This is a genomic window from Falsiroseomonas sp. E2-1-a4, assembly GCF_051433165.1.
GTDB lineage: Bacteria > Pseudomonadota > Alphaproteobacteria > Acetobacterales > Acetobacteraceae > Falsiroseomonas.
Window position 1 is genome coordinate 1 of the sequence record NZ_JBHMFS010000039.1, and the last position, 18,998, is coordinate 18,998.

At 69.2% G+C, this 18,998-nt stretch carries 18 protein-coding genes; 4 read left to right on the forward strand and 14 right to left on the reverse strand.

From position 1 onward, the window contains the following. Positions 1-74: 74 nt before the first annotated feature. The 12 genes from ACFHNC_RS23840 to ACFHNC_RS23895 form a co-directional block, all read right to left on the reverse strand. Positions 75-407 carry a DUF411 domain-containing protein gene (locus tag ACFHNC_RS23840; protein ID WP_437171736.1) on the reverse strand — a complete coding sequence of 111 codons (333 nt, stop codon included), beginning with the start codon at positions 405-407 and terminating at the stop codon, positions 75-77. A 152-nt stretch (positions 408-559) separates the two neighbouring features. Continuing rightward, positions 560-1,891 carry an ATP-binding protein gene (locus ACFHNC_RS23845; RefSeq protein WP_437171737.1) on the reverse strand — a complete coding sequence of 444 codons (1,332 nt, stop codon included), beginning with the start codon at positions 1,889-1,891 and terminating at the stop codon, positions 560-562. Beyond that, on the reverse strand, positions 1,888-2,673 hold the full coding sequence (locus ACFHNC_RS23850; protein WP_437171753.1) for a response regulator transcription factor: 786 nt from the start codon (positions 2,671-2,673) through the stop codon (positions 1,888-1,890). Before ACFHNC_RS23850 ends, ACFHNC_RS23845 begins: the two co-directional genes overlap by 4 nt. Beyond that, the gene (locus tag ACFHNC_RS23855; RefSeq protein ID WP_437171738.1) at positions 2,636-3,187 is read right to left on the reverse strand and encodes a hypothetical protein; all 552 of its coding nucleotides are present in this window, start codon (positions 3,185-3,187) and stop codon (positions 2,636-2,638) included. The genes ACFHNC_RS23850 and ACFHNC_RS23855 overlap by 38 nt, the downstream gene beginning before the upstream one ends. A 10-nt stretch (positions 3,188-3,197) precedes the next feature. Continuing rightward, positions 3,198-3,590, reverse strand: a complete 393-nt coding sequence (locus ACFHNC_RS23860; RefSeq protein ID WP_437171739.1) for a hypothetical protein — start codon at positions 3,588-3,590, stop codon at positions 3,198-3,200. Positions 3,591-3,607: 17 nt separating this feature from the next. After that, positions 3,608-6,721 carry an efflux RND transporter permease subunit gene (locus ACFHNC_RS23865; RefSeq protein ID WP_437171740.1) on the reverse strand — a complete coding sequence of 1,038 codons (3,114 nt, stop codon included), beginning with the start codon at positions 6,719-6,721 and terminating at the stop codon, positions 3,608-3,610. A 2-nt stretch (positions 6,722-6,723) separates the two neighbouring features. Further along, on the reverse strand, positions 6,724-8,421 hold the full coding sequence (locus ACFHNC_RS23870) for an efflux RND transporter periplasmic adaptor subunit (RefSeq protein ID WP_437171741.1): 1,698 nt from the start codon (positions 8,419-8,421) through the stop codon (positions 6,724-6,726). Positions 8,422-8,721: 300 nt separating this feature from the next. After that, the gene (locus ACFHNC_RS23875; RefSeq protein WP_437171742.1) at positions 8,722-9,927 is read right to left on the reverse strand and encodes a CaiB/BaiF CoA transferase family protein; all 1,206 of its coding nucleotides are present in this window, start codon (positions 9,925-9,927) and stop codon (positions 8,722-8,724) included. Positions 9,928-9,934: 7 nt separating this feature from the next. Further along, a complete protein-coding gene (locus ACFHNC_RS23880; protein ID WP_437171743.1) occupies positions 9,935-10,378 on the reverse strand; it encodes a MaoC family dehydratase in 444 nt (147 codons plus the stop codon). After that, positions 10,378-10,821, reverse strand: coding sequence for a hypothetical protein (locus ACFHNC_RS23885; RefSeq protein WP_437171744.1), 444 nt, complete (start codon positions 10,819-10,821; stop codon positions 10,378-10,380). The genes ACFHNC_RS23880 and ACFHNC_RS23885 overlap by 1 nt, the downstream gene beginning before the upstream one ends. 1 nt (position 10,822) lies before the next feature. Then, on the reverse strand, positions 10,823-11,596 hold the full coding sequence (locus ACFHNC_RS23890; RefSeq protein WP_437171745.1) for an enoyl-CoA hydratase/isomerase family protein: 774 nt from the start codon (positions 11,594-11,596) through the stop codon (positions 10,823-10,825). A gap of 5 nt (positions 11,597-11,601) precedes the next feature. Further along, positions 11,602-12,579, reverse strand: coding sequence for a Bug family tripartite tricarboxylate transporter substrate binding protein (locus ACFHNC_RS23895; RefSeq protein ID WP_437171746.1), 978 nt, complete (start codon positions 12,577-12,579; stop codon positions 11,602-11,604). Positions 12,580-12,864: 285 nt separating this feature from the next. Here ACFHNC_RS23895 and ACFHNC_RS23900 point away from each other — a divergent pair, with 285 nt between their 5' ends. Genes ACFHNC_RS23900 through ACFHNC_RS23910 form a run of 3 tightly spaced genes read left to right on the forward strand, consistent with a single transcriptional unit; the run spans position 12,865 to position 15,557 of the window. Beyond that, positions 12,865-13,803 carry a Bug family tripartite tricarboxylate transporter substrate binding protein gene (locus ACFHNC_RS23900; protein ID WP_437171747.1) on the forward strand — a complete coding sequence of 313 codons (939 nt, stop codon included), beginning with the start codon at positions 12,865-12,867 and terminating at the stop codon, positions 13,801-13,803. Positions 13,804-13,818: 15 nt separating this feature from the next. Beyond that, a complete protein-coding gene (locus tag ACFHNC_RS23905; protein WP_437171748.1) occupies positions 13,819-14,802 on the forward strand; it encodes an MBL fold metallo-hydrolase in 984 nt (327 codons plus the stop codon). Then, entirely contained in the window at positions 14,799-15,557 is a 759-nt protein-coding gene (locus ACFHNC_RS23910; RefSeq protein WP_437171749.1) for a carboxymuconolactone decarboxylase family protein, read from the forward strand. Before ACFHNC_RS23905 ends, ACFHNC_RS23910 begins: the two co-directional genes overlap by 4 nt. Here the strand turns inward: ACFHNC_RS23910 and ACFHNC_RS23915 are convergent. Then, complete coding sequence (locus ACFHNC_RS23915) at positions 15,554-16,444, reverse strand: LysR family transcriptional regulator (protein ID WP_437171750.1); 891 nt, start codon at positions 16,442-16,444, stop codon at positions 15,554-15,556. The two genes, ACFHNC_RS23910 and ACFHNC_RS23915, sit on opposite strands and share 4 nt — an antisense overlap. Positions 16,445-16,544: 100 nt before the next feature. Further along, positions 16,545-17,531 (reverse strand): Bug family tripartite tricarboxylate transporter substrate binding protein, encoded by a 987-nt coding sequence (locus ACFHNC_RS23920; protein ID WP_437171751.1) that lies wholly within the window; start codon positions 17,529-17,531, stop codon positions 16,545-16,547. A gap of 206 nt (positions 17,532-17,737) precedes the next feature. Here ACFHNC_RS23920 and ACFHNC_RS23925 point away from each other — a divergent pair, with 206 nt between their 5' ends. Next, on the forward strand, positions 17,738-18,859 hold the full coding sequence (locus tag ACFHNC_RS23925) for a Gfo/Idh/MocA family protein (RefSeq protein WP_437171752.1): 1,122 nt from the start codon (positions 17,738-17,740) through the stop codon (positions 18,857-18,859). Positions 18,860-18,998 lie beyond the last annotated feature (139 nt).

Genomic DNA, 18,998 nt, shown 5'->3' on the forward strand with positions numbered 1-18,998 from the left:
ACCGAGGATGTGGTGATTGCCCCAATGAAAGGGTCAGGCGCTGCGCGCAGCCTCTTCCTCGCTTCGTCGTCGCCTCACACTGGCGTGCCGCCTCGGAAGCGCATGAACACCGAGCGACCGCCACGCGCATCGAAGGCCAGCACGTCATAGCTGTCCGGCGCCTGACCGGGAACTTCCATGCCCGGGGATCCCACTGGCATGCCCGGCACCGCGAGGCCGCGGATCCCGGCAGGGCGCTCGGCCAGCAGACGGGTCACCGCGGACGCAGGCACGTGACCCTCAAGCGCATAGCCGCCGACCAGCGCCGCATGGCAGGACAGCAGATCGGATGGCGTGCCCAGCATACGCCGCGCGGCCGCTACGGAGCGCACGACATTGTCCTCGACCGGAAATCCCGCTGCGCGCATGTGATCCACCCATGCAACGCAGCAGCCGCAGTGCTCATCCCGCCAGACCCGAAGGCGTGGCAGTGCCTCTGCCCGAGCCAGCATGGGCGTAGCCAACGCGGCGAGGCCGGATACCAGGAAACTCCTTCGAACCATCATTGCGATATGCTCCTTCAGTTCTGGGTTCTCGGCAGGCAAACCAACGCCAAAAGTCCGCCGCCTGGTCGGTTGCTCAACTGCAACGTGCCCCCGTGTTGCTCGACCGCGCGTCGCGCGATGGTCAGGCCGAGCCCGCTCCCACCCGTGCCGCGATTGCGAGAGGTCTCAAGGCGCCGGAACGGCTCGAACACGGCCTGCATCTCCGCCTCCGGAATGCCCGGACCCTGATCCTCGATGTGGATCTGGATCTCGCGCCCCATATCTTCGAGCACGACTCGCGCGCCGCCGCCGTACTTCACGGCATTGTCGATCAGGTTCGAGAAGGCGCGCTTCAGCGTCACCGGGCTGCACACAAGCCTGGCCTGGGAGGGACCGGCATAGCTCACGGCCGCACCCGCATCGGCGGCCGCATCGCATAGCGTCTCGATCATCGCGACGAGATCGGCCGGTTTGCGGGGCTCACTCTCTATCTCGCCGCGCAGATAGGCCAGCGTCGAATCGATCATCGCCTCCATCTCGTCGAGGTCGGCATCTATAGCGTGGGCCGCCTCGCCATCCTCCACGAAGCCGGCGCGCAGCCGCAGCCGGGCAATGGGCGTGCGCAGATCATGGCTTACGGCGGCCAGGGCCTGGGTGCGGTCAGCGATCAGTCGGTCGATGCGACCCTGCATGCGGTTGAAGGCCTGGGCAGCGTGGCGAACCTCACGCGGCCCTTCCTCGGGCACGGGCACCACGGGGCCCGGGCCGCCGAAGCGATCCGCCGCATCAGAGAGCGCGCGCAAGGGCCGCCCGATCAACCGCACCACCAGCAGCCCGAGCAGCAGGATCCCCAAGGCCATCGCCGTGGTGGAGAGCAGCGTGGCGTGTTCCGACGCCGGCGGACGGAACAGGGCGGCGGAGAAGTTAAGCCAGCTGCCATCCGGCAGCGGCAGCGCGCCAAGCAGCTGGTGCCCCGCCACGCCATCCTCGCCGTAGCCGAGCCGCATGCCCGTGATGTCGAATTCCGGCACCAGTTCGCCGAGCCGGCTGCGCAGCGCCTCGATGCGGGCGCTGTCAGCCTGCACCGGCTGCACGGTCGCCGCGCGGGTCCAGTGCATGTCGAGGCTTACGGTGGAGAGCGCATGCGCGGTTCGGTCACGTTCATCGACTGGCAGTTCGGCGACCGCTCGCTTGGCGGCCACGAGGCGCTCAGCGAGCTGCGCTTCCCGCGTGGTGCCAAGCACCGCGTCGGTACCGATCTGGTGCAGCCACAGGCTGCCAAGATGGAAGGCCATGAGACCGACCAGCAGCACGAGCACGATCCGCCCGCCCAGTGTATCCGGCAGGAGGCGGCGCAGTTGCTTCATGCGCCGCGCTTCACGGGAGGCACCAGCATGTAGCCGGCGCCGCGCACCGTCTTGATGATCGACGGGCTCTCATCGGTTGGTTCCAACTTTCGCCGCAAGCGGCTGACCATGACATCGACCGACCGTTCGGTCCCGTTGAATGCCATCCGGTTGCGCGCGAGATCGAGCAACTGGTCCCGGCTCAGGACGCGCTGCGCATGTTCACAGAAGGCCAGCAGCAGGTCGTACTCACCGCCTGAGAGATCCACCGCGGTGCCATCCGGCGCGCTGAGCTCGCGCCGCCGCGTGTCGAGACTCCAATCGGCAAAACGGATGCGCTCGCCCGTCGAGCCCGCCATCGGGTTACCGGCCTCGCCGCGCGAGCGCCGGAGCAACGCGCGTACGCGGGCCAGCAGTTCGGCGCGCCCGAAGGGTTTCGGGATGTAGTCGTCGGCACCGAGTTCGAGGCCGAGTACGCGATCGGTTTCCTCACCGCGCGCAGTCACCATGATAATCGGCACGCCCGACTTGGCGCGTAGCGCGCGGCACAGATCGAGGCCGGAAGCTCCGGGCAACATGACGTCGAGCAGTACGAGATCGACGGGTGCGCCAGCCAGTACTTCCCACATCTCGCGCCCGTCACGTGCGCCGGTTGCGCGAAAGCCGTTCTGCCGCAGAAACTTCGCGATCAGCGTGCGCATCTCCCCATCATCCTCGACGACGAGGATGTGGGCTTCCTGCGGCAGGCTGCCGGGCGCGATCACGTCAATGATGCCGGTGGCCGCCCGGCATCGCACCGCCATGTCGAGGCGTGCCGCCGGCATAGCCGCGTAGACGGGAATACGCCGCGATCTGTTCCGCATTCAGCAGTGCCGCCTGCAACAGATGCGTGCGCAGATGCACCTCTCGGATCTCCCCCTGCAAGGTCGCGATGCGGGACGTGCGCGTGGAGAGTTCGGCGGGCGTGATGCTGCGGTCGCGGAAGGCGGTGTCGAGCGCGCTTTCCTCCTCGATCACGCGGGCGCCGAGCGCGCTAGCGGCCGCCTGCATCTCCGTCATCAGGCGCTGCGTCGCCACGAGCTGGGTGGGCGTCAGCTGCATGGCGCCAGCCAGTTCGATGACATGGGCGGGGCCGGGCCAGCCGTTGAGTTCGGCGGCAAGCGCCAGGCCCATGCCGCGACCCGCCAGCAGATCGGACCGCTGCTCGGCTGAGAGCGCGCGAATCGGCCGGTCGGTGCTAACGGCATAGGGCGAGGGTGTGCTGGCCCAGGCGGGACTCGCCAGAAGCAGGGCCAGGGCCATCAAGGTCGAGCGCATCCTTCCCTCCTCAGTTCTGGTCCATCGGCGTGAAACGCGCCTGCACCGGACGTTGGCCGGGCAGCGTCAGCGTGACAACCGCGCGCATGCCGCGCGCGGCCACGAAGTCACCCGTGCCCATCAGCAGATTGTCCCCCATGGGCGCCAGCGCGATAGTGGCCTGCCGCCCGCTTGCGAGGATGATGGCCTGTGCCGTGGCACCCGCGGCCGGGATCGGCCGGTCGGCGCCGTCGAACAGGAACAGCCGCAGCGTGTTGCCTGCCGTCACCAGCTCTGCGTGGTTGGTGCCAATATCCACCTTCTGCCCCCCATTCGGGCCCCGGCGCGCCTCATGTGCGCGCGCGGCGAGGGGCGCGATGACGAGGCCGGCGAGCAATGCGGGGAGGTGGCGGCGCGGGGTCATGGTCGGTTCCTCATGGATCAATAGGCCTCCGCCAGCTTCGTCTCCTGCTGTACGGCGCGCAGCCGTTCCAGCGCGGGGCGGCCGAAGCGGTGGAACAGCAGCGGCGTCAGGAAGGTGTCGAGCAGCGTGGCGGTGATCAGCCCGCCGAATATGGTCACCGCGACCGGGTGCAGAATCTCCTTGCCTGGCTCGCTCGCGCCGATCATCAGCGGGATGAGCGCGAAGCCGGCAGACAGCGCCGTCATCAGCACCGGCGTCAGGCGTTCCAGACTGCCGCGGATGACCAGCGCCAGCCCCCAGCGCTCGTCTTCCAGCAGCGCTAGGTTGAGGTAGTGGCTGACCTTCAGGATGCCGTTGCGCGTCGCGATGCCGGCCAACGTGATGAAGCCGATCATCGAGGCCACCGAAAGCGGCTGCCCCGCGATCCACAGCGCCGCGATGGCGCCCACCAGTGCCAGCGGCACATTGCCCATGATGATCAGCGCCAGCACTGCCGATTTGTAGCGGCTGTAGAGCACCATGAAGATCAATGACAGGGACACCAGCGACAGCCCTGCGATGAGCCGCGCCGCGTCCTCCTGCGCCTGGAAAGTGCCCTCCAGCGTGAAGAAGTAGCCGGGGGGTAAGGCCGCCGCGTCGATCTCCGCCCGGATGCGCGCAACGATGGCGGCCATGTCGCTGCCATCGGTGTTGGCGAGCACCACGATGCGCCGGCGCCCATTCTCACGCAGGATCTGGTTCGGCCCGTCGGTGTCGCGCAACTCCGCCAGAAGGGACAGCGGTACGCGGCCGCTCGGCGTCTCGATCATCAGGGCGGCCAGGCCTGCGCCGGTGCGGTCCGTGTCGCCGAGCCTCAGCACCACGTCGAAGCGGCGCGCACCGTCCACCACCTGACTGACGACCTGGCCGCCGGACAGGGCTTGCAGGGCTTCGGCGACGGACGCTGCCGAGACGCCATAGAGCGCGGCACGTTCATGGTTCACCGTCACCTGAAGCTGCGGCACGCGCACCTGCCGCTCCACTTGCAGATCGGTCAGGCCGGGGATGGCGGCCAGCCGCTGCTGCACGCCTTCGGCCAGAGTGCGAAGGGTGTCCAGGTCGTCGCCGGTGATCTTGAGCGCGACTTCGGCGCGCACGCCGGACAGCATGTGGTCCAGGCGGTGCCCGATGGGCTGGCCGATATTGGCACTGCCGGGCAGCACGCCGAGTCGGGCGCGGATGTCGGCCGAGATCGCCTGTTTGCCGCGTGTGGAGGGATGGAGCGAGACGTCGATTTCTGAGGAATGCACCCCCTCGGCATGCTCATCCAGCTCGGCGCGGCCGGTGCGGCGCCCGACAGTGCGGACCTCCGGCACCTGCATGATCAGCAGTTCCGCCTGCCGGCCAAGTCGGTTGGCTTCAGGCAGGCTGATGCCGGGCTGGAATTGCAGGCTGATGGTCAGCGTGCCCTCGTTGAAGGGCGGCAGGAAGGAGCGCGGCAGGAAGGGCACGGTCGCCAGCGCGCCCACCACGCCGACGCCTGCCAGCAGATACACAAGGCGGGCGCGGGCGAAGGCCCAGAGCAGTGCGCGCTCGTTCCAGCGCTTCAGCACGCGCACCAGCGCGCTGTCGCCGTGATCCATCCGCTTCATGCGCGGCAGCAGGTAGTAGCAGAGCACCGGCGTGACGGTGATCGACACGATGAGGCTCGCCAGGATCGAGACGATGTAGGCCACGCCGAGCGGCGCGAACAACCGACCCTCGATGCCGGTCAGCGCAAACAACGGCACGAAGACCAGAACCACGATCATCGTCGCATAGACGATGCCGGAGCGGACCTCCTGGCTCGCCCGCGCGACCACCACGATGGCAGGCTGCGGGTCCGGCCGGGCGCGGTTCTCCCGCAGGCGGCGGTAGACGTTCTCCACGTCCACCACCGCATCATCGACCAGCTCGCCGATGGCAATGGCGAGGCCGCCCAGCGTCATGGTGTTGATCGACAATCCGAGCAGTTGGAACACCACGACGGTGATGAGTACGGAAAGCGGAATGGCGGTGAGCGAGATGAAAGTGGTGCGACCGTTCAGCAGGAACAGGAACAGCACGACGGCCACCACCGCCACCGCCTCCAGCAGTACTTTCTTCACATTGCCGATCGACGCGGCGATGAAATCGGCCTGGCGGAACTGCACGTTGTTCGCGGTCACGCCCGGCGGCATGGCCCGTTGCAGCTCGGCCAACGCCGCTTCCACCTGCGCCGTCAGCGCCACCGTATCGGCCGCCGGTTGCTTCTGGATCGACAGGATCACAGCTGGCCGTCCCATGCTGCCGGCCTCGCCCCGCTTGAGCCGTGCGGCGTACCCGACCGTCGCGACCTGGCGCAACGGGATCGGCTGGCCGGCCCGAACCGCGACGGGCGTGTTCGCAAGGTCTTCGAGACGCGTGGTACGCCCAAGATTACGGATCAGGTATTCGCGCCCCGCTTGGTCCACATAGCCGCCGCCGGTGTTGCCGCCAAACTGCCGCAGCGCGGCGTGCACCTGCTCCGCCGTGACATCCAGCGCGTGCATCCGGGCGACATCGGGTGTGACGCGATATTGCCGCACCTCGCCGCCGATCGGGATCACCTGCGAAATGCCGGGGATGGTCAGCAGCCGCGGACGCACCACCCAATCCGCCAGTTCGCGCAGCTCCATCGGGCTGGCGCGGCCATCGGTGGACATCGCCACCAGCATGATCTCCCCCATGATGGAGGAGATCGGCGCCATCTGCGGCGCGACATTCGCCGGCAGCTGCGCCCGCACCAGTGAGAGGCGCTCCGCGACCTGCTGGCGGTTCACCCAGATGTCGGTGCCCCAGTCGAACTCGACGAACACGATCGACAGCCCGACGCCGGAGACGGAGCGCACGCGTGTCACACCCGGCATGCCGTTCATCGCCGTCTCGATCGGGTAGGAGACGAGAAGCTCGACCTCCTCCGGCGCCAGTCCCTCGGCCTCCGTCATCAGGGTGATGACGGGCTTGTTGAGGTCGGGGAAGACATCGACAGGCAGGCGCTGCAGCGTGAAGGCGCCATAGACCACGAGGATCGAGGCGGCGACCAAGACGAAGATCCTGCTACGCAGGCTGGCGGTGACGAGGATGTTGAACACGGCTAGCGGACCTGCGCGATCAGCCCGGCGCCGCTGGTCACCACCCGCGCCCCGCTTTCCAGCCCGGCCGTTACCAGGACACGCTGGCCGTCGAGCGGTTGAACCCGCACGGGCCGCGGCAGGAAGCGCTCGGCGCTCGGCATCTCATAGACCACCTGGCCGCCCTCAGGGTTTCGCACCACGGCTTCGGCCGGTAGCACGATGCCGGCGGTACGGCGCGGCGTCTCCACCAGAACCGTCACGGGCTGCCCGACGGCCAGGCCGGGGGCGCCCGCCTCGATGCGGAATTGCAGCGGCAGGCCCTGCTGGCGCAGCGTCATGCCGCGGCCCACGAAGCCCAGCCGCAGTGCTTGGCCGCCCGCCGTCATGGCGGAGGCGCCCGAAATGTCGGCTACCGTGGCGGGGTCGAAGGCGATCGCTTCGACCCAGAGCCGCGCGGGATCGACGATGTCGAAAAGCGGCTCCTGCGCCTGGATCACCTGGCCCGCAGCGACGCGGACCACGCTGATCAACCCGGCGGAGGGGGCCACGATCGGCTCACGCCCGGTGACGGCAGGCAGGTTTGCCGCCCGCCGTTGGCGCAGGCCTTCGAGCTCGGCACGGGCATCGCTGATTTCTCGCGCTGCGACCGTGCCGGTCAGCGCGGTCAGTCGACGGAGCCGTGCCTCGCCAATGATGATGAGCGAATCGAGCTCAGCGATGCTGGCGCGCACGCCGACACGATCCTGCGCTGCCATGATGGGCACCACGAAGCCGAGCACCTCGCCGCGTGCGACGCGCTGTCCCAGCGCGGGGAAGCCGCCTCCCGGTGGTTCGATGCGGCCGGCCTCGGAGGCCTGGACGCGGCCGGAGGCGTTGGGGTCCGCCACCACCTGTCCAGTGAGGTGAATGGTGACCGAGGCCTCGCCCAGCTCGGCCGGGCCGGTCCGCAGGCCGAGCAAGCGCTGGGACGGCTTGGGCACGAAGATGCTGCCATCCGGCTGACGGCGCGGCGCGTCCAGGGGCTGCGCCCAGGCCATCACGGGCAGCAGCACGAACGCCGCCAGGGCGAGTACGGCCGGCGCAGCGGCCACACGTTCGGGCAATGGCGCGCCGGATGGCAAGGCGTGGGGGCGCGTGCCGGTCGCTGGCGGTTCGGCGACGACAAGCGGCGGCAATGGTCGTGGAGCGGCGGTGCGGCCGATGGCGACGCCTAGCAGCAGCAGGAGCAGCCCCGCGGTCCACAGGACGGGCTCGCGCAACGCCGTCGCGAACAGCTCCGAGGAAACGGGTGCTGCGGTCAGAGCTCCGGCCGCAGCGGGAATCTCAAGCGTCGCGGGCAGCAGGTCCATGTCCTCGCCAGCGGTGATCGTGAAGGTCAGGTTCCGTTGCCCCGGTCGTTCCAGGGCGGGGTTAGCGAGAACATAGACCGCCTCACTGGCGCGCGTAGCCGTCCCCAGATCCTCGCCGTCGAGGGTGACCTGCACCGTGGCGCCATCAATGGGCTCCGACGTCGCGTGCCGGTCGAGGTAGAGCCAGAGCCTGCGGTCAGGACCCAGGACCGCCACCATCTCGAACAGATCGGAATGTGCCTCGGCACGGGGCGCCGCTGCGGCAGGCGGCGCGGGTTCGTCACCATGGGTATGGCCTTCGTGGCTGAAGGCAGGGCGGAGACCGGGTGCGGCCAGCAGCGTGACAAACAGCAAAATACGAGTCAGCACGCGCGCGCCCCCTGAGTACCAATCACCACCTCCTTAAGGTGACGGCGCAGGACGTCGTCAGCGTTGCCCAATGATGACAAAACATTGCAACGGAGGCGGCTGGCCCTTGGCCGAAGGAGCGGCGCCACACCCGGGGCACCAGGGGGCCGGGAATTGCCAACCGCGCCCCCCTCGCGACTCGCCGGACGCGCTGGAACCCACGCGCCGCGCCGTCGATCAGGCTTCGGTCGCTGCAAGAAGCTGGTGCGTTCTATCGCCTCAAGACGATGAGTTTTCCGCCGGCGATCTCGAATTTTGCCGTCAGCCGGCTTTGCCGAAGGCACCCTCCTTGCGGGCCTGATCAATCTCGTGCTCGCCGAGGCCAATCTCCCGCAGGATCTCCGCCGAGTGCTCGCCCACACCGGGGGGCGGGCGGCGCACCTCGACGGGTGCGGCGGCCAGTGTGAAGGGCGGCGCCACGCCCTGTTCTGCATGGCCGCCTCGCTGCCAATGCAGCACCGCCCCGGCGGCCTCCAGCTGCGGATGATCCGCCGCTTGGCCCACATCATGCACCCGCGCGACATTTACCTTGGCCGCGCCCAGGCGCCGCAGGATTTCGTCGCAGGACAGGGCGCGTGTCACTTGCGTCAGCGTCGCCAGTAGCGCGGCGCGGTTGGTGCGGCGGTCCATCGCCGTCAGGTATTCCGGCAGCTCCAGCCGCTCCGGATCCAGCGCGCGGGCAAGGCGGCGCCACATGTCGTCGCTGGGGGCGATGATCACCACGTCGCCGTCGGCGGCGGGGAAGACCTGGTTCGGCACGGTCAGGTGGTTGGCCGTGCCCATGCGCCGGTGCTCGGTCCGCGCCAGCCACCAGTCGGTGTAGAAATAGCTCATCAGATGCGCCGAGGATTGCAGCAGGGAGGAGGTGACCTTCTGCCCCTCGCCGGTCTTCCCTCTGTGCAGCAGGGCGGCGAGAATGGCGCTGACCATGCCGAGGCTGCCATGCAGGTCGATGCCGGCGGTGCCGACCCGCACCGGCGGGCGGTCCGGCTCCCCGGTCAGGTGCATCAGCCCGCTATGCGCCTGCAGGGCCACGTCATTGGCGCCGAAGTCGCGCAGCGGTCCGGCCTCGCCATAGGCCGAGAAGCCGCAATGGATCAGCCGCGGGTTCACCGCCCGCAGATCCTCCCAGCCCAGGCCCCACTTCTCCATCGCCCCGGGCCGGAAGTTGTGCACCAGCACATCCGAAGCGGCCGCCAGCCGCCGGGCCAGCGCCAGGCCGGCGGGCGCCTTCAGGTCGAGTGCGATGCTGCGCTTGTTGCGGTTGAGCGCCAGAAAGGACGGGCTGGCGCCGAGCCGCTCCAGCACCTCGGCCGTCACGCCGAAGCCGCGCGCTTCGTCGCCGCGGCCCGGCTCCTCCACCTTGGTCACCTCGGCCCCGAGGTCGCCCAGGATCTGGGTCGCCGCGGGGCCGGCGAAGACGCGGCTGAAATCCAGCACACGCACGCCATCCAGGACACCGGCCATGCGGCGCTCAGGCGACGTTGACGGCGGCGGTGCCGACGGTGACGAGCTTGCCCGCCCCGTCCTCCGCCCACACCTTCAGCGCCAGGCGCCGGCCGCCCTGGGGCAGGGCCTGCGCGCCCTCCACCCGCAGGACGCAGGTGATCGGCACATCCTCATAGACCGGGGCGACAAATTTCGTCAGCAGCGCGCCCGGGTCCTCCAGCACCTGCGTGCCGAAGCTGCGCAGAAGTAGGTCCAGGATCCAGTTGGTGGTGATCATGCCATCCGAGATGATTCCCGGCAGGCCCTGGCCCCTGGCATATTCGTCGTCGTCATGGATCGTCGGCACGCTGAAATGCACGCGTCCGTCATTCGCTTCCACCGTCGGCAGCGCATCGACATACCAGCGCATGCGCTCCCGCGTCATCACGCGCCGGGCGGAGCGGATCTCATCGCCTTCGCACAGTTCCATCACGCGGCATCCTTTGCGGCTTCGCGATAGGACAGGCAGACCGTGTCGCGGTACTCCACCAGCAGGCGGTCCGTGGCCTTGTCACGCATGGTGATGTCCACGTCCATGTATTCGCGCCCGCGCTTCATGTAGCGGCTGTGTACCAGGCCTTCGACCACAAGCGGCATGCCCGCCCGCAGCGCGCCGTGCCAGCGCACGTCGAAGGTGTAGTGCACCCGCGCATTCGGCCCGCAGCCGTCAGGGCAGTAGATCGTGTAGAAGCGCAGCTTCTCCAGATGCGCCATGCTGGGCGGCACGATGGGGTTCGGATCGTTCTGGAAACAGGGCTGGTGCAGCTCATTCGCGTGGCAGTATTCGCGCACCTGAAAGGGGCTGATCACGACATCCACCGGCCCGAGCCGGTCGCCTTCCTCAAGGTCGCTGGTGTAGCGGCCGGTTGCCATCTCATTCCCCCTTGAAGACGGGCTTGCGCTTCTCGACGAAGGCGCGCTGCGCCTCCTTCGTATCGGCGCTTTGCGAAAGCTGCTCGGTGACGGTCTGCTCGAAGCGGTAGGCCTCGCGATAGGGCATGCTCTCCACCACGTTGAAGGACCGCTTGATCTCCCGCACCGCCAGCGGGCTTTTGGCAGCAATCTCGCGCGCCATCTCCAGCGCCGCCGGCAGCAGCGTCGGCGCCGGCAGCACCGCCTCGATCAGGCCGAGGCGGTGCAGCTCCGCGGCCGGCACCTTGCGGCCGGTGAAGTACATGGCGCGCGCCTTGGAGCGGGAGAAATGCTCCGACAGCAGCTTGGTGCCGCCGGCCAGCCCCACATCGATCTCCGGCATTTGCACCCAGCAGCTTTCGGCGGCCAGCATCACGTCGCAGGACAGCATCAGCGCGAAGCCAGCGCCGATGGCGGGGCCGTTGGCGGCGCAGATCACCGGCTTCAGGCAATCCATCGGCGCGTAGAAGAATTCCCGCGTCAGCCGGTTATGGGAGATGTAGTCACCCGGTTCCTGCACCAGGCCGACGCGTTCCTTGATGTCGGCGCCGGCGGAGAAGCTGTTGCCGGCACCGGTCAGAACCACGCAGCGCACGTCGCGCCGGTCGCTGCAACTGTCGAAGATCCAGGTCAGCTCCTCCCGCAGCCGGCGGTTCTGTGCATTCACCGGCGGGCGGTCCAGCGTGACGGTGGCGATCCCCTCGGCCACCGCCATGCGGCATGTCTGCAATTCCATACCGGTCAATCCAGCTTCACGCCGGCGCGCTCGATCACGGAGCGCCATTTGGTGCGGCCCTCGGCGATGACCTGCGAAAGCTCCTCCGGCGTGCCGCCGGATGCCGCCATCCCCATCTCGCGGAAGCGCGCACGGATGCGCGGCAGCGCCAGCACCTCGTTGAAGGCGGCGTTCAGCCGTTGCACCACGGGCGCGGGCAGGCCTGCCGGGCCGAGCATGTAGAGCAGCGTCGTGCCCTCGTAGCCCGCCAGTGTCTCGGCGATGGCAGGAATCTCCGGATGATCCTCCAGCGGCCGCTCGGTGGAGATGCCGAGCACCCGCAGCCTGCCCGCGCGTACCGCCGGCATCATCGCCGTAAAGCTGTCGAGGCTGGTCTCCACGCGCCCCGCCATCAGGTCGGCCAGGGCCTGGCCCGAGCTGCGATAGGGCACATGCGTCATCCGCGTGCCGCTCATGCTCATGAACAGCTCCATCGCCAGGTGGCTGGAACTGCCGGGACCGGTGGAGGAGAAGCTCAGCCGGTCCGGGTTGGCGCGCAGATGTGCGATGAACTCTGCCACGTTCTGCACGGGCAGGGACGGGTGCACCACCAGGATATTTGGCAGGTGGGCAATGTGGACGATCGGCGTGAAGCCACGTTCCGCATCATAGGGCAGGTTGCTGTAGAGGAACGGATTCGTCATCTGCACGCCCGGGGTGCAGATCAGGATGGTGTAGCCATCGGGCGGCTGCTGCGCGACATGGGCCGCGCCCACGGAGGCCGCCTGGCCGGGCCGGTTCTCCACCACCAGGGGCTGGCCGAGGCGGGACGACAGTTCCTCCGCCAACAGCCGCGCGACGATGTCGCTGCCGCCGGCGGGGGCGAAGGGCACCACGAAGCGGATCGGGCGGCTGGGAAAGGGCGCGCTGCCCTGGGCCAGGGCCGGCGCCGTCAGTGTCAGGCCGGCCCCAATTCCCAATAGCGTGCGGCGTGTCGCCTGCATTTGCTTGATCCTCCCGAGCGGTTGTTCCGCAAGTCTTGCGGCGCGCTGGCGGGCCGGACAACGTCCAGCGGATGAGCAGCATCCTTGTTCTGGATGCAACGCCGGGCCGCCTCGGCACGCCCCTCATCCTTTCATCTGGCGCAAGGATGCAGTGCTGCGGAACGGCATTCACCTGGCGCAGGGCGGTCCCTAACGTCGCGACAACCCGGCCGCGCAACGGCATGGGAGGAAGGGGGAGCGCAGATGCGAAAGCTGAGCCGCAGACAGGCCGTTCATTTGGCAGGCATGGCCACCGCCGTATTGGCCAGTCCCGCTTTGGCACAGCCCCGCTGGCCGGACCGGCCGATCCGGATCATCGTGCCCTACCCCCCTGGCGGGTCCACCGACCCGGTCGCGCGCCTGTTGGCCACCGCCCTCCAGCCCCGTCTCGGCCAACCGGTTGTGGTGGAAAATCGCGCTGGCGCGGCCGGGTCCATCGGGACGGAGGCGGTGGCGCGCGCCGCGCCGGATGGCACCACCTTCCTGTTTCACACCTCCGTCCTTGCGACGGAGCCGAGCTTCAAGCAGAACCTGCCCTATGACGTGCTGACCGACCTGGTGCCGGTCTCGCTTCTCGTCACCGGGCCCTATCTGCTGGTGGTCAACCCCGGCCTGCCGGCACAGAATGTGGGGGAGCTTATCGCCTTCGCCCGCGCCCGGCCCGGCGTGGTCAATTTCGGCTCGGCCGGCACCGGGTCCTCCGGCCATCTGATCGGCGAATTGTTCGCGCTGCGGGCCGGCGCGCAGATGGTGCATGTGCCCTATCGCGGCGGCGGACCTTCCGTCACGGCGCTGATGCAGAACGACATCCAGTTCATCTTCGACACCATCCCCGGCTCCCGCGGCCTGGTCGAGGATGGCCGGCTGCGGGCGCTGGCGGTGACCAGCGCAGGGCGGGCGCCGCTGCTGCCGCAGGTGCCGACCATCGCCGAAAGCGGCCTGCCGGATTTCGTCAACGAGTTCTGGCTCGGCCTGATGGCGCCGGCGCGGCTGCCCGCGGACATCAAGGCGCGCATGGCCGATGCGGTGCGCGATGCCCTGGCCGAGCCAGATTTCCGCGACCGGCTGCTGGCGCTCGGCATGGTGCCGCGCGGGCTGGGGCCGGACGAATTCGCCACCACGCTGCGTCGCGACATCGACCAATGGCGGGATGTCATCACGCGCGCGAACATCCGCGCGCAATAGGCCGGGGACATGACCATGCATCGCACGATTTCCCTGCCGCGCCGCGGCGCCTTGCTGGGCAGCCTAGCCGCCGTCGCGGCATTCGGCAGCGGCACTGCCCCCGCGGCCGTGCCGCTCGCCACACAACAGGCGCCGGGCTTCTACCGGCACCGCGTCGGCGAGATCGAGGTGACGGCGCTGCTCGACGGCAACCTTGCCTTCCCGGATGCGGCGCTGCCGAACCTGTTCCGGAACTACGACGCGGCCATCGGCACGCGGCTGAAGACCGAGGCCTTCAACGCCCCGGGCGGCGTGCCGCTGGCGGTGAACGCCTTCCTGGTGAACACCGGCACACGGCTGATCCTGGTGGATGCCGGCGCAGCGGCGGCGCTGGGCCCCAACCTCGGCCAGATCCCGCGCAACCTGCGCGCCGCGGGCGTGGCGCTGGAGGATATCGACGCGATCGTGCTGACCCATCTGCACCGCGACCACGCCGCCGGCATGCTGACCGCCGAGGGCGCTGCGCTGTTCCCGCGCGCGGAGGTGCTGGTGGCGGAGGCGGAGGCCGCCTACTGGTCCGATAGCGGGGAGGAGACCCGCGCGCCCGCGCCGCTGCGCCCCTTCTTCGGCCCGGCCCGCGCCGTGCTGGCCGCCTATGGCAGCCGGGTCCGCCGCATCGGGCTGGAGACGGAGGTGGCGCCCGGTGTCCGCACCCTGGCCATTCCGGGGCATACGCCGGGCCATCTCGGCGTGCATGTGGCCTCGGGCGGCGCGCAGTTCCTGATGTGGGGCGACGTGGTGCACGCGCAGTCGCTGCAGTTCGCCCGCCCGGACTGGTCGATTTCCTTCGACTCCGACCCCGATCTCGCGGCCCGCACGCGCAGCCGCATCTTCGACATGGCGGCGACCGACCGCATCGTGGTCGCCGGCTCCCACCTCGCATTTCCCGCCATCGGCCATGTGGCGCGGCGCAGCGAGGGCTATGGCTTCGTCCCCGCCATGTGGCGTTCACCGCTTTGACCCTGGACGAGGCCGGCAAGGCGGCGCTGAAGGCGGAGGTGATCGCGGCGCGGCGCTACTGGGCGCCGTTCCATGAAGGCCTGTTGCAGCACGACCCGGCCTTCCTGGAGGCCTACCTTGCCTTCCTGCATGGCCCCTGGCGCAGCGGCGCGCTGCCGGCCAAGGTGCGGGAGTTCGTCTACATCGCGGCCGACCTGTCCTGCGCGCATCTGTATGAGCGCGGCGCCAGGCGGCACATGGAATTCGCGCTGGAAGCCGGCGCCACGCCCGCCGATATCTTCCAGGTGATCGAGCTGACCAGCGCGCTCGGCACCTGGACCGCGCGCAGCGGCCTGGCGATGCTGGGGGAGGAAGTGGCCCGCGCCGGCCGCCAGCCGCCACTGCCTGTCGCCGCGGAGCATCTGGCGGCGCTGCGCCAGCGCTTCGAGCCGCTGCTGGGCGAATGGCCGGCGGAGGTGGACACGCTGCTTTCCGTCGCCCCCGCCTATGTCGAGGCCTATCTGCTGTTCCTGACCAGCCCGCGAAGCACCGGGCCGCTGGAGCGCAAGGTGGTGGAGTTCATCGGCCTGGCTGTCGCCGCTTCCCCCGCCACGCTGTACGAGCCCGGCATGCGCTTCCACATCCGCCGCGCCTTGGCCGAGGGCGCGACGCGGGAGGAGCTGGCGGAGGTGCTGCAACTCGCCGGCGCCATCTCCATCCATTCCTGCTCCATCGGCATCCCGGCGCTGATGTCGCTGCTGGGAGAGGATGGTTAGCGCTCGGTGCTGCGGAAGGTCTCGACTAGGAAATCGATGAAGACGCGGATGCGGGCGGAGAGGTGGCGGCTGCGCTGGTAGACGGCGAAGACGCCATTCTCGAATTCCAGGTGGCTCGCGCGGTGGTCCGCCAGCAGCCGGACCAGGCGCCCCGCGCGGATATCCTCCCGCACCGACCAGTCGGGCATCAGCACGATGCCGAGGCCGGACAGCGCCGCCGCATGCAGCGCCGGCCCATTGTCGGTGGTCAGGCTGCCCGCCACCGGCACCTCGACCGGCGGACCCTCCGCATGCGCGAAACGCCAGACGGACCGCCCCATGCCGAGGCGGTAGGTCAGGCAGTTCTGCTGCGCGAGGTCGGCCGGGGCCAGGATGGGCGGGCGGCCGGCGAGGTAGGAGGGTGCGGCGCAGACAACTCTTTCGCTGGTGGCCAGGCGCCGGGCAATCAGGGCGCTTTCGGTCAGCTTGCCGATACGGATATCGACATCGACATTGCGCTCCGCCAGGTCGACCGGATGGTTCGACATGACCAGCTCCACCGAAATCTTCGGATAGTCGTGCAGGAAGCGCGGCAGGTTCGGCATCAGCACCAGCGTGCCGACGAGCAGGCGCGAATGCACCCGCAACAGGCCCGAGGGCTGCTGTTCCCGCTGGCTGACCTCGGCCTGCATCTCCTCGATCTGGTGCAGGATGTTCTCGGCATGGCGCAAGTAGATCTCGCCGGTGCTGGTCAGCGTCATGCTGCGGCTGGTGCGGTTCAGCAGACGCGCGCCGAGCTGTTCCTCCAGCGCCGTGATCTGGCGGGAGACGGAAGCCGGTGAAAGCCCCAGCTTGCGCCCGGCCGCGGAGAGGCTGCCATGGTGCGCGACCGCGGCGAACAGGCTCATCGTGCGCAAGGTTTCCATGGTCGGGCCGGGTTTCTTTTCATTCCCAGCGAAGCTTGGTAGCGGCGCGGCCATGAATATCAAGCTTCATCGCGGCCGGGGTTCACTCCACCACGATGCCTTCTGCCTGAATGATGCCGCGCCACACCTCCGTCTCCCGCGCCACCAGCGCTTCGAAATCCTCGCCGATCACCGGCGCGATTTCGAGGTTGATGCGGCGGATGCGCTCGATCACGGCGGGGTCCGCGGCGATCGCGGCGATCTCGTCCTGAAGCCGCTGGCGAATGTGCGGCGGCAGGCCGGCGGGGGCGAGCATGCCGTACCAGGTGGTGACCTCCGCTCCGGCGATTCCCGCCTCCCGCGCCGTGGGCACATCCGGCAGGGAAGGGTGGCGTGCGGGGGCGGAGATGCCGAGGATGCGGATGCGGTCGGACCCGCGCAGCGCGCCGACCGCGGCGGGGGTGAACAAGCCGAATTCGATGCGCCCGGCCAACAGGTCGCTGACCATCCCGGCGACGCCGCCATAGGGCACATGCTCCATCCGAACGCCGATGGTGTTCAGGAAAAGCACGGTGGCAAGCTGGGTGGAGGTGCCGGTGCCGGAGGAGCCGTAGCGCAGCCGGTCCGGATTGGCGGCGGCGTGGCGCTGCAACGCCTCGATGCTCTGCACCGGCACGTCGCTGCTGACGACATAGGCCATGCCGGTCTCGGCGAATTTGGCGATGTAGGTGAAGTCGCTCTGCGCATAGGGCGGGTTGCGTCGCAGGATCGGCTGGATCGTCACGCCGCCGGCCTCGCCCCAGAGCAGCGTGTAGCCATCCGGCGCCGCCTGCGCCACCAGCGCACTGCCGATGGTGCCGCCCGCGCCGGCCCTGTTCTCCACAACCACCGGCCGGCCGAGGCGCTCGGCCAGCGCTTCCGCCGCCGTGCGTGCGGAAAGGTCCGTGCCCGCGCCGGCCAGGAAGGGCACGATCAGCCGAATCGGCCGCTGCGGGTAGTCCTGCGCCTGCGCCTGGAACATGGGCAAGGCACCGATGGCCAGCAGGCCAAGCGCGCCGAGCAGGGCGCGGCGGGATGGGGTGGCGGGCATGGCGTTCCTCCATTCAAGCCGGGCGTCTTTGCGCCCGTTCCGCATCATGGGACGTGGCCTCCCGGCGCGCCTGCACTTGCACTGCAAAGCTACTGTGCCCCCACATCAAAGGCGGTCTTGTGCCAGGCCGGCTAGAGCAATATCCGATCCGAGAGGATCGATCGTGCTTCAGGCTTGGCGGCAGGCGAGAGAGAAGGGCGGTCAACATGACGCATGACGCACTGCGGGTCGGCATCATCGGCGCGCATCCGACACGCGGCTGGGCACAGGCGGCGCATATCCCCGCGCTGCGGGCACTGCCGGAGTTCCGCATCGCCGCCGTGGCCACCACGCGGCAGGAGAGTGCCCAGGCGACGGCGGAGCGCCACGGCGTGAAGCTGGCCTATGACGATTGGCGCCGGATGATCGCGGAGGCGGAGCTGGACCTGGTGCTGGTGGCGGTGAAGGTGCCCGCGCATCGCGAGATCGTCCTCGCCGCCGCCGCCGCCGGGCTGCACGTGTTCTGCGAGTGGCCGCTGGGCCTGAACGCGGCGGAGGCGGAGGAGATGCTGCAGGCCGTGCAGCGGCACGGGGTGCGCCACATGGTGGGGCTGCAAAGCCACGTCCACCCCGTCCTGGCGGAGGCGCGCCATCTGGTGCAGCAGGGCGCCATCGGGCGCGTCATTTCCGCCACCCTGGTCGCCTCGCTGAGCAACTGGGGGCCTGTGCTGCCGGCGGGCGAGGCCTACCGCATGGATGCCAGCTTCGGCGCCACGGGCCTGACCGTGCCGGGCGGTCATACACTGGATGCGCTGGTCAGCTGCCTCGGCGACTTTGCGGAGCTCTCGGCCGTCGTGGCAACGCCGCAGCCGGTGGCAGTGATGGCCGATACCGGCGAGTCCGTCGCCGTGACCGCGCCGACCCAGCTACTGGTGTCCGGCCGCCTGCAAGGGGGCGCCCTGGCCAGCGTTCATGTGAAGGCAGATATCCATGCGCCAACCGGCCTGCGCTTCGAGATCAACGGCACCGAGGGCGACCTGGTGATCACCACCACCCCGCCCGTCGGCGCCTCCCCCGTCGGCATCCAGCGGGCTGAGCTGACGTTGCAGGGCGCCCTGAGGGGTAGCCGGAATTTGGTGACCCTGCCCCTGGCCCGCGTAGATCTGCCGGCCGAGGTGCCGGAGGGTCCGCCGCGCTACGCCGCGCCGATGCTGGCGCGCTTCGCTGCGGCGATCCGGTCCGGTCAGGATCTATCGCCGAATTTCGTCACGGCGCTCGCGCGCCACAGGCTGCTGGAGGCTGTGGCCAGCGCCTCGGCGAGTGGACTTCGCGTCACCCTGCTCGACTGATCGCCGAGCGCCGCCACAAGCTGATGAAGGGGCCCGGCCGGCTCAGAAGGCGATGCGGCTCATGCTGCCCTCCATAGTGCGAACGCATGAGGAACAACCCGCCGTCGCCCAGGTCTGCGACACACTCGTGCTGCCGAAC

Coding starts and splice junctions, on each gene's coding strand:
- ACFHNC_RS23840 (WP_437171736.1), bottom strand. CDS start 407: ATGCGCGCAGCGGGATTTCCGGTCGAGGACAATGTCGTGCGCTCCGTA.
- ACFHNC_RS23845 (WP_437171737.1), bottom strand. CDS start 1,891: ATGAAGCAACTGCGCCGCCTCCTGCCGGATACACTGGGCGGGCGGATC.
- ACFHNC_RS23850 (WP_437171753.1), bottom strand. CDS start 2,673: ATGGCGGTGCGATGCCGGGCGGCCACCGGCATCATTGACGTGATCGCG.
- ACFHNC_RS23855 (WP_437171738.1), bottom strand. CDS start 3,187: ATGCGCTCGACCTTGATGGCCCTGGCCCTGCTTCTGGCGAGTCCCGCC.
- ACFHNC_RS23860 (WP_437171739.1), bottom strand. CDS start 3,590: ATGACCCCGCGCCGCCACCTCCCCGCATTGCTCGCCGGCCTCGTCATC.
- ACFHNC_RS23875 (WP_437171742.1), bottom strand. CDS start 9,927: ATGGCCGGTGTCCTGGATGGCGTGCGTGTGCTGGATTTCAGCCGCGTC.
- ACFHNC_RS23880 (WP_437171743.1), bottom strand. CDS start 10,378: ATGGAACTGTGCGAAGGCGATGAGATCCGCTCCGCCCGGCGCGTGATG.
- ACFHNC_RS23885 (WP_437171744.1), bottom strand. CDS start 10,821: ATGGCAACCGGCCGCTACACCAGCGACCTTGAGGAAGGCGACCGGCTC.
- ACFHNC_RS23890 (WP_437171745.1), bottom strand. CDS start 11,596: ATGGAATTGCAGACATGCCGCATGGCGGTGGCCGAGGGGATCGCCACC.
- ACFHNC_RS23895 (WP_437171746.1), bottom strand. CDS start 12,579: ATGCAGGCGACACGCCGCACGCTATTGGGAATTGGGGCCGGCCTGACA.
- ACFHNC_RS23900 (WP_437171747.1), top strand. CDS start 12,865: ATGGCCACCGCCGTATTGGCCAGTCCCGCTTTGGCACAGCCCCGCTGG.
- ACFHNC_RS23905 (WP_437171748.1), top strand. CDS start 13,819: ATGCATCGCACGATTTCCCTGCCGCGCCGCGGCGCCTTGCTGGGCAGC.
- ACFHNC_RS23915 (WP_437171750.1), bottom strand. CDS start 16,444: ATGAGCCTGTTCGCCGCGGTCGCGCACCATGGCAGCCTCTCCGCGGCC.
- ACFHNC_RS23920 (WP_437171751.1), bottom strand. CDS start 17,531: ATGCCCGCCACCCCATCCCGCCGCGCCCTGCTCGGCGCGCTTGGCCTG.
- ACFHNC_RS23925 (WP_437171752.1), top strand. CDS start 17,738: ATGACGCATGACGCACTGCGGGTCGGCATCATCGGCGCGCATCCGACA.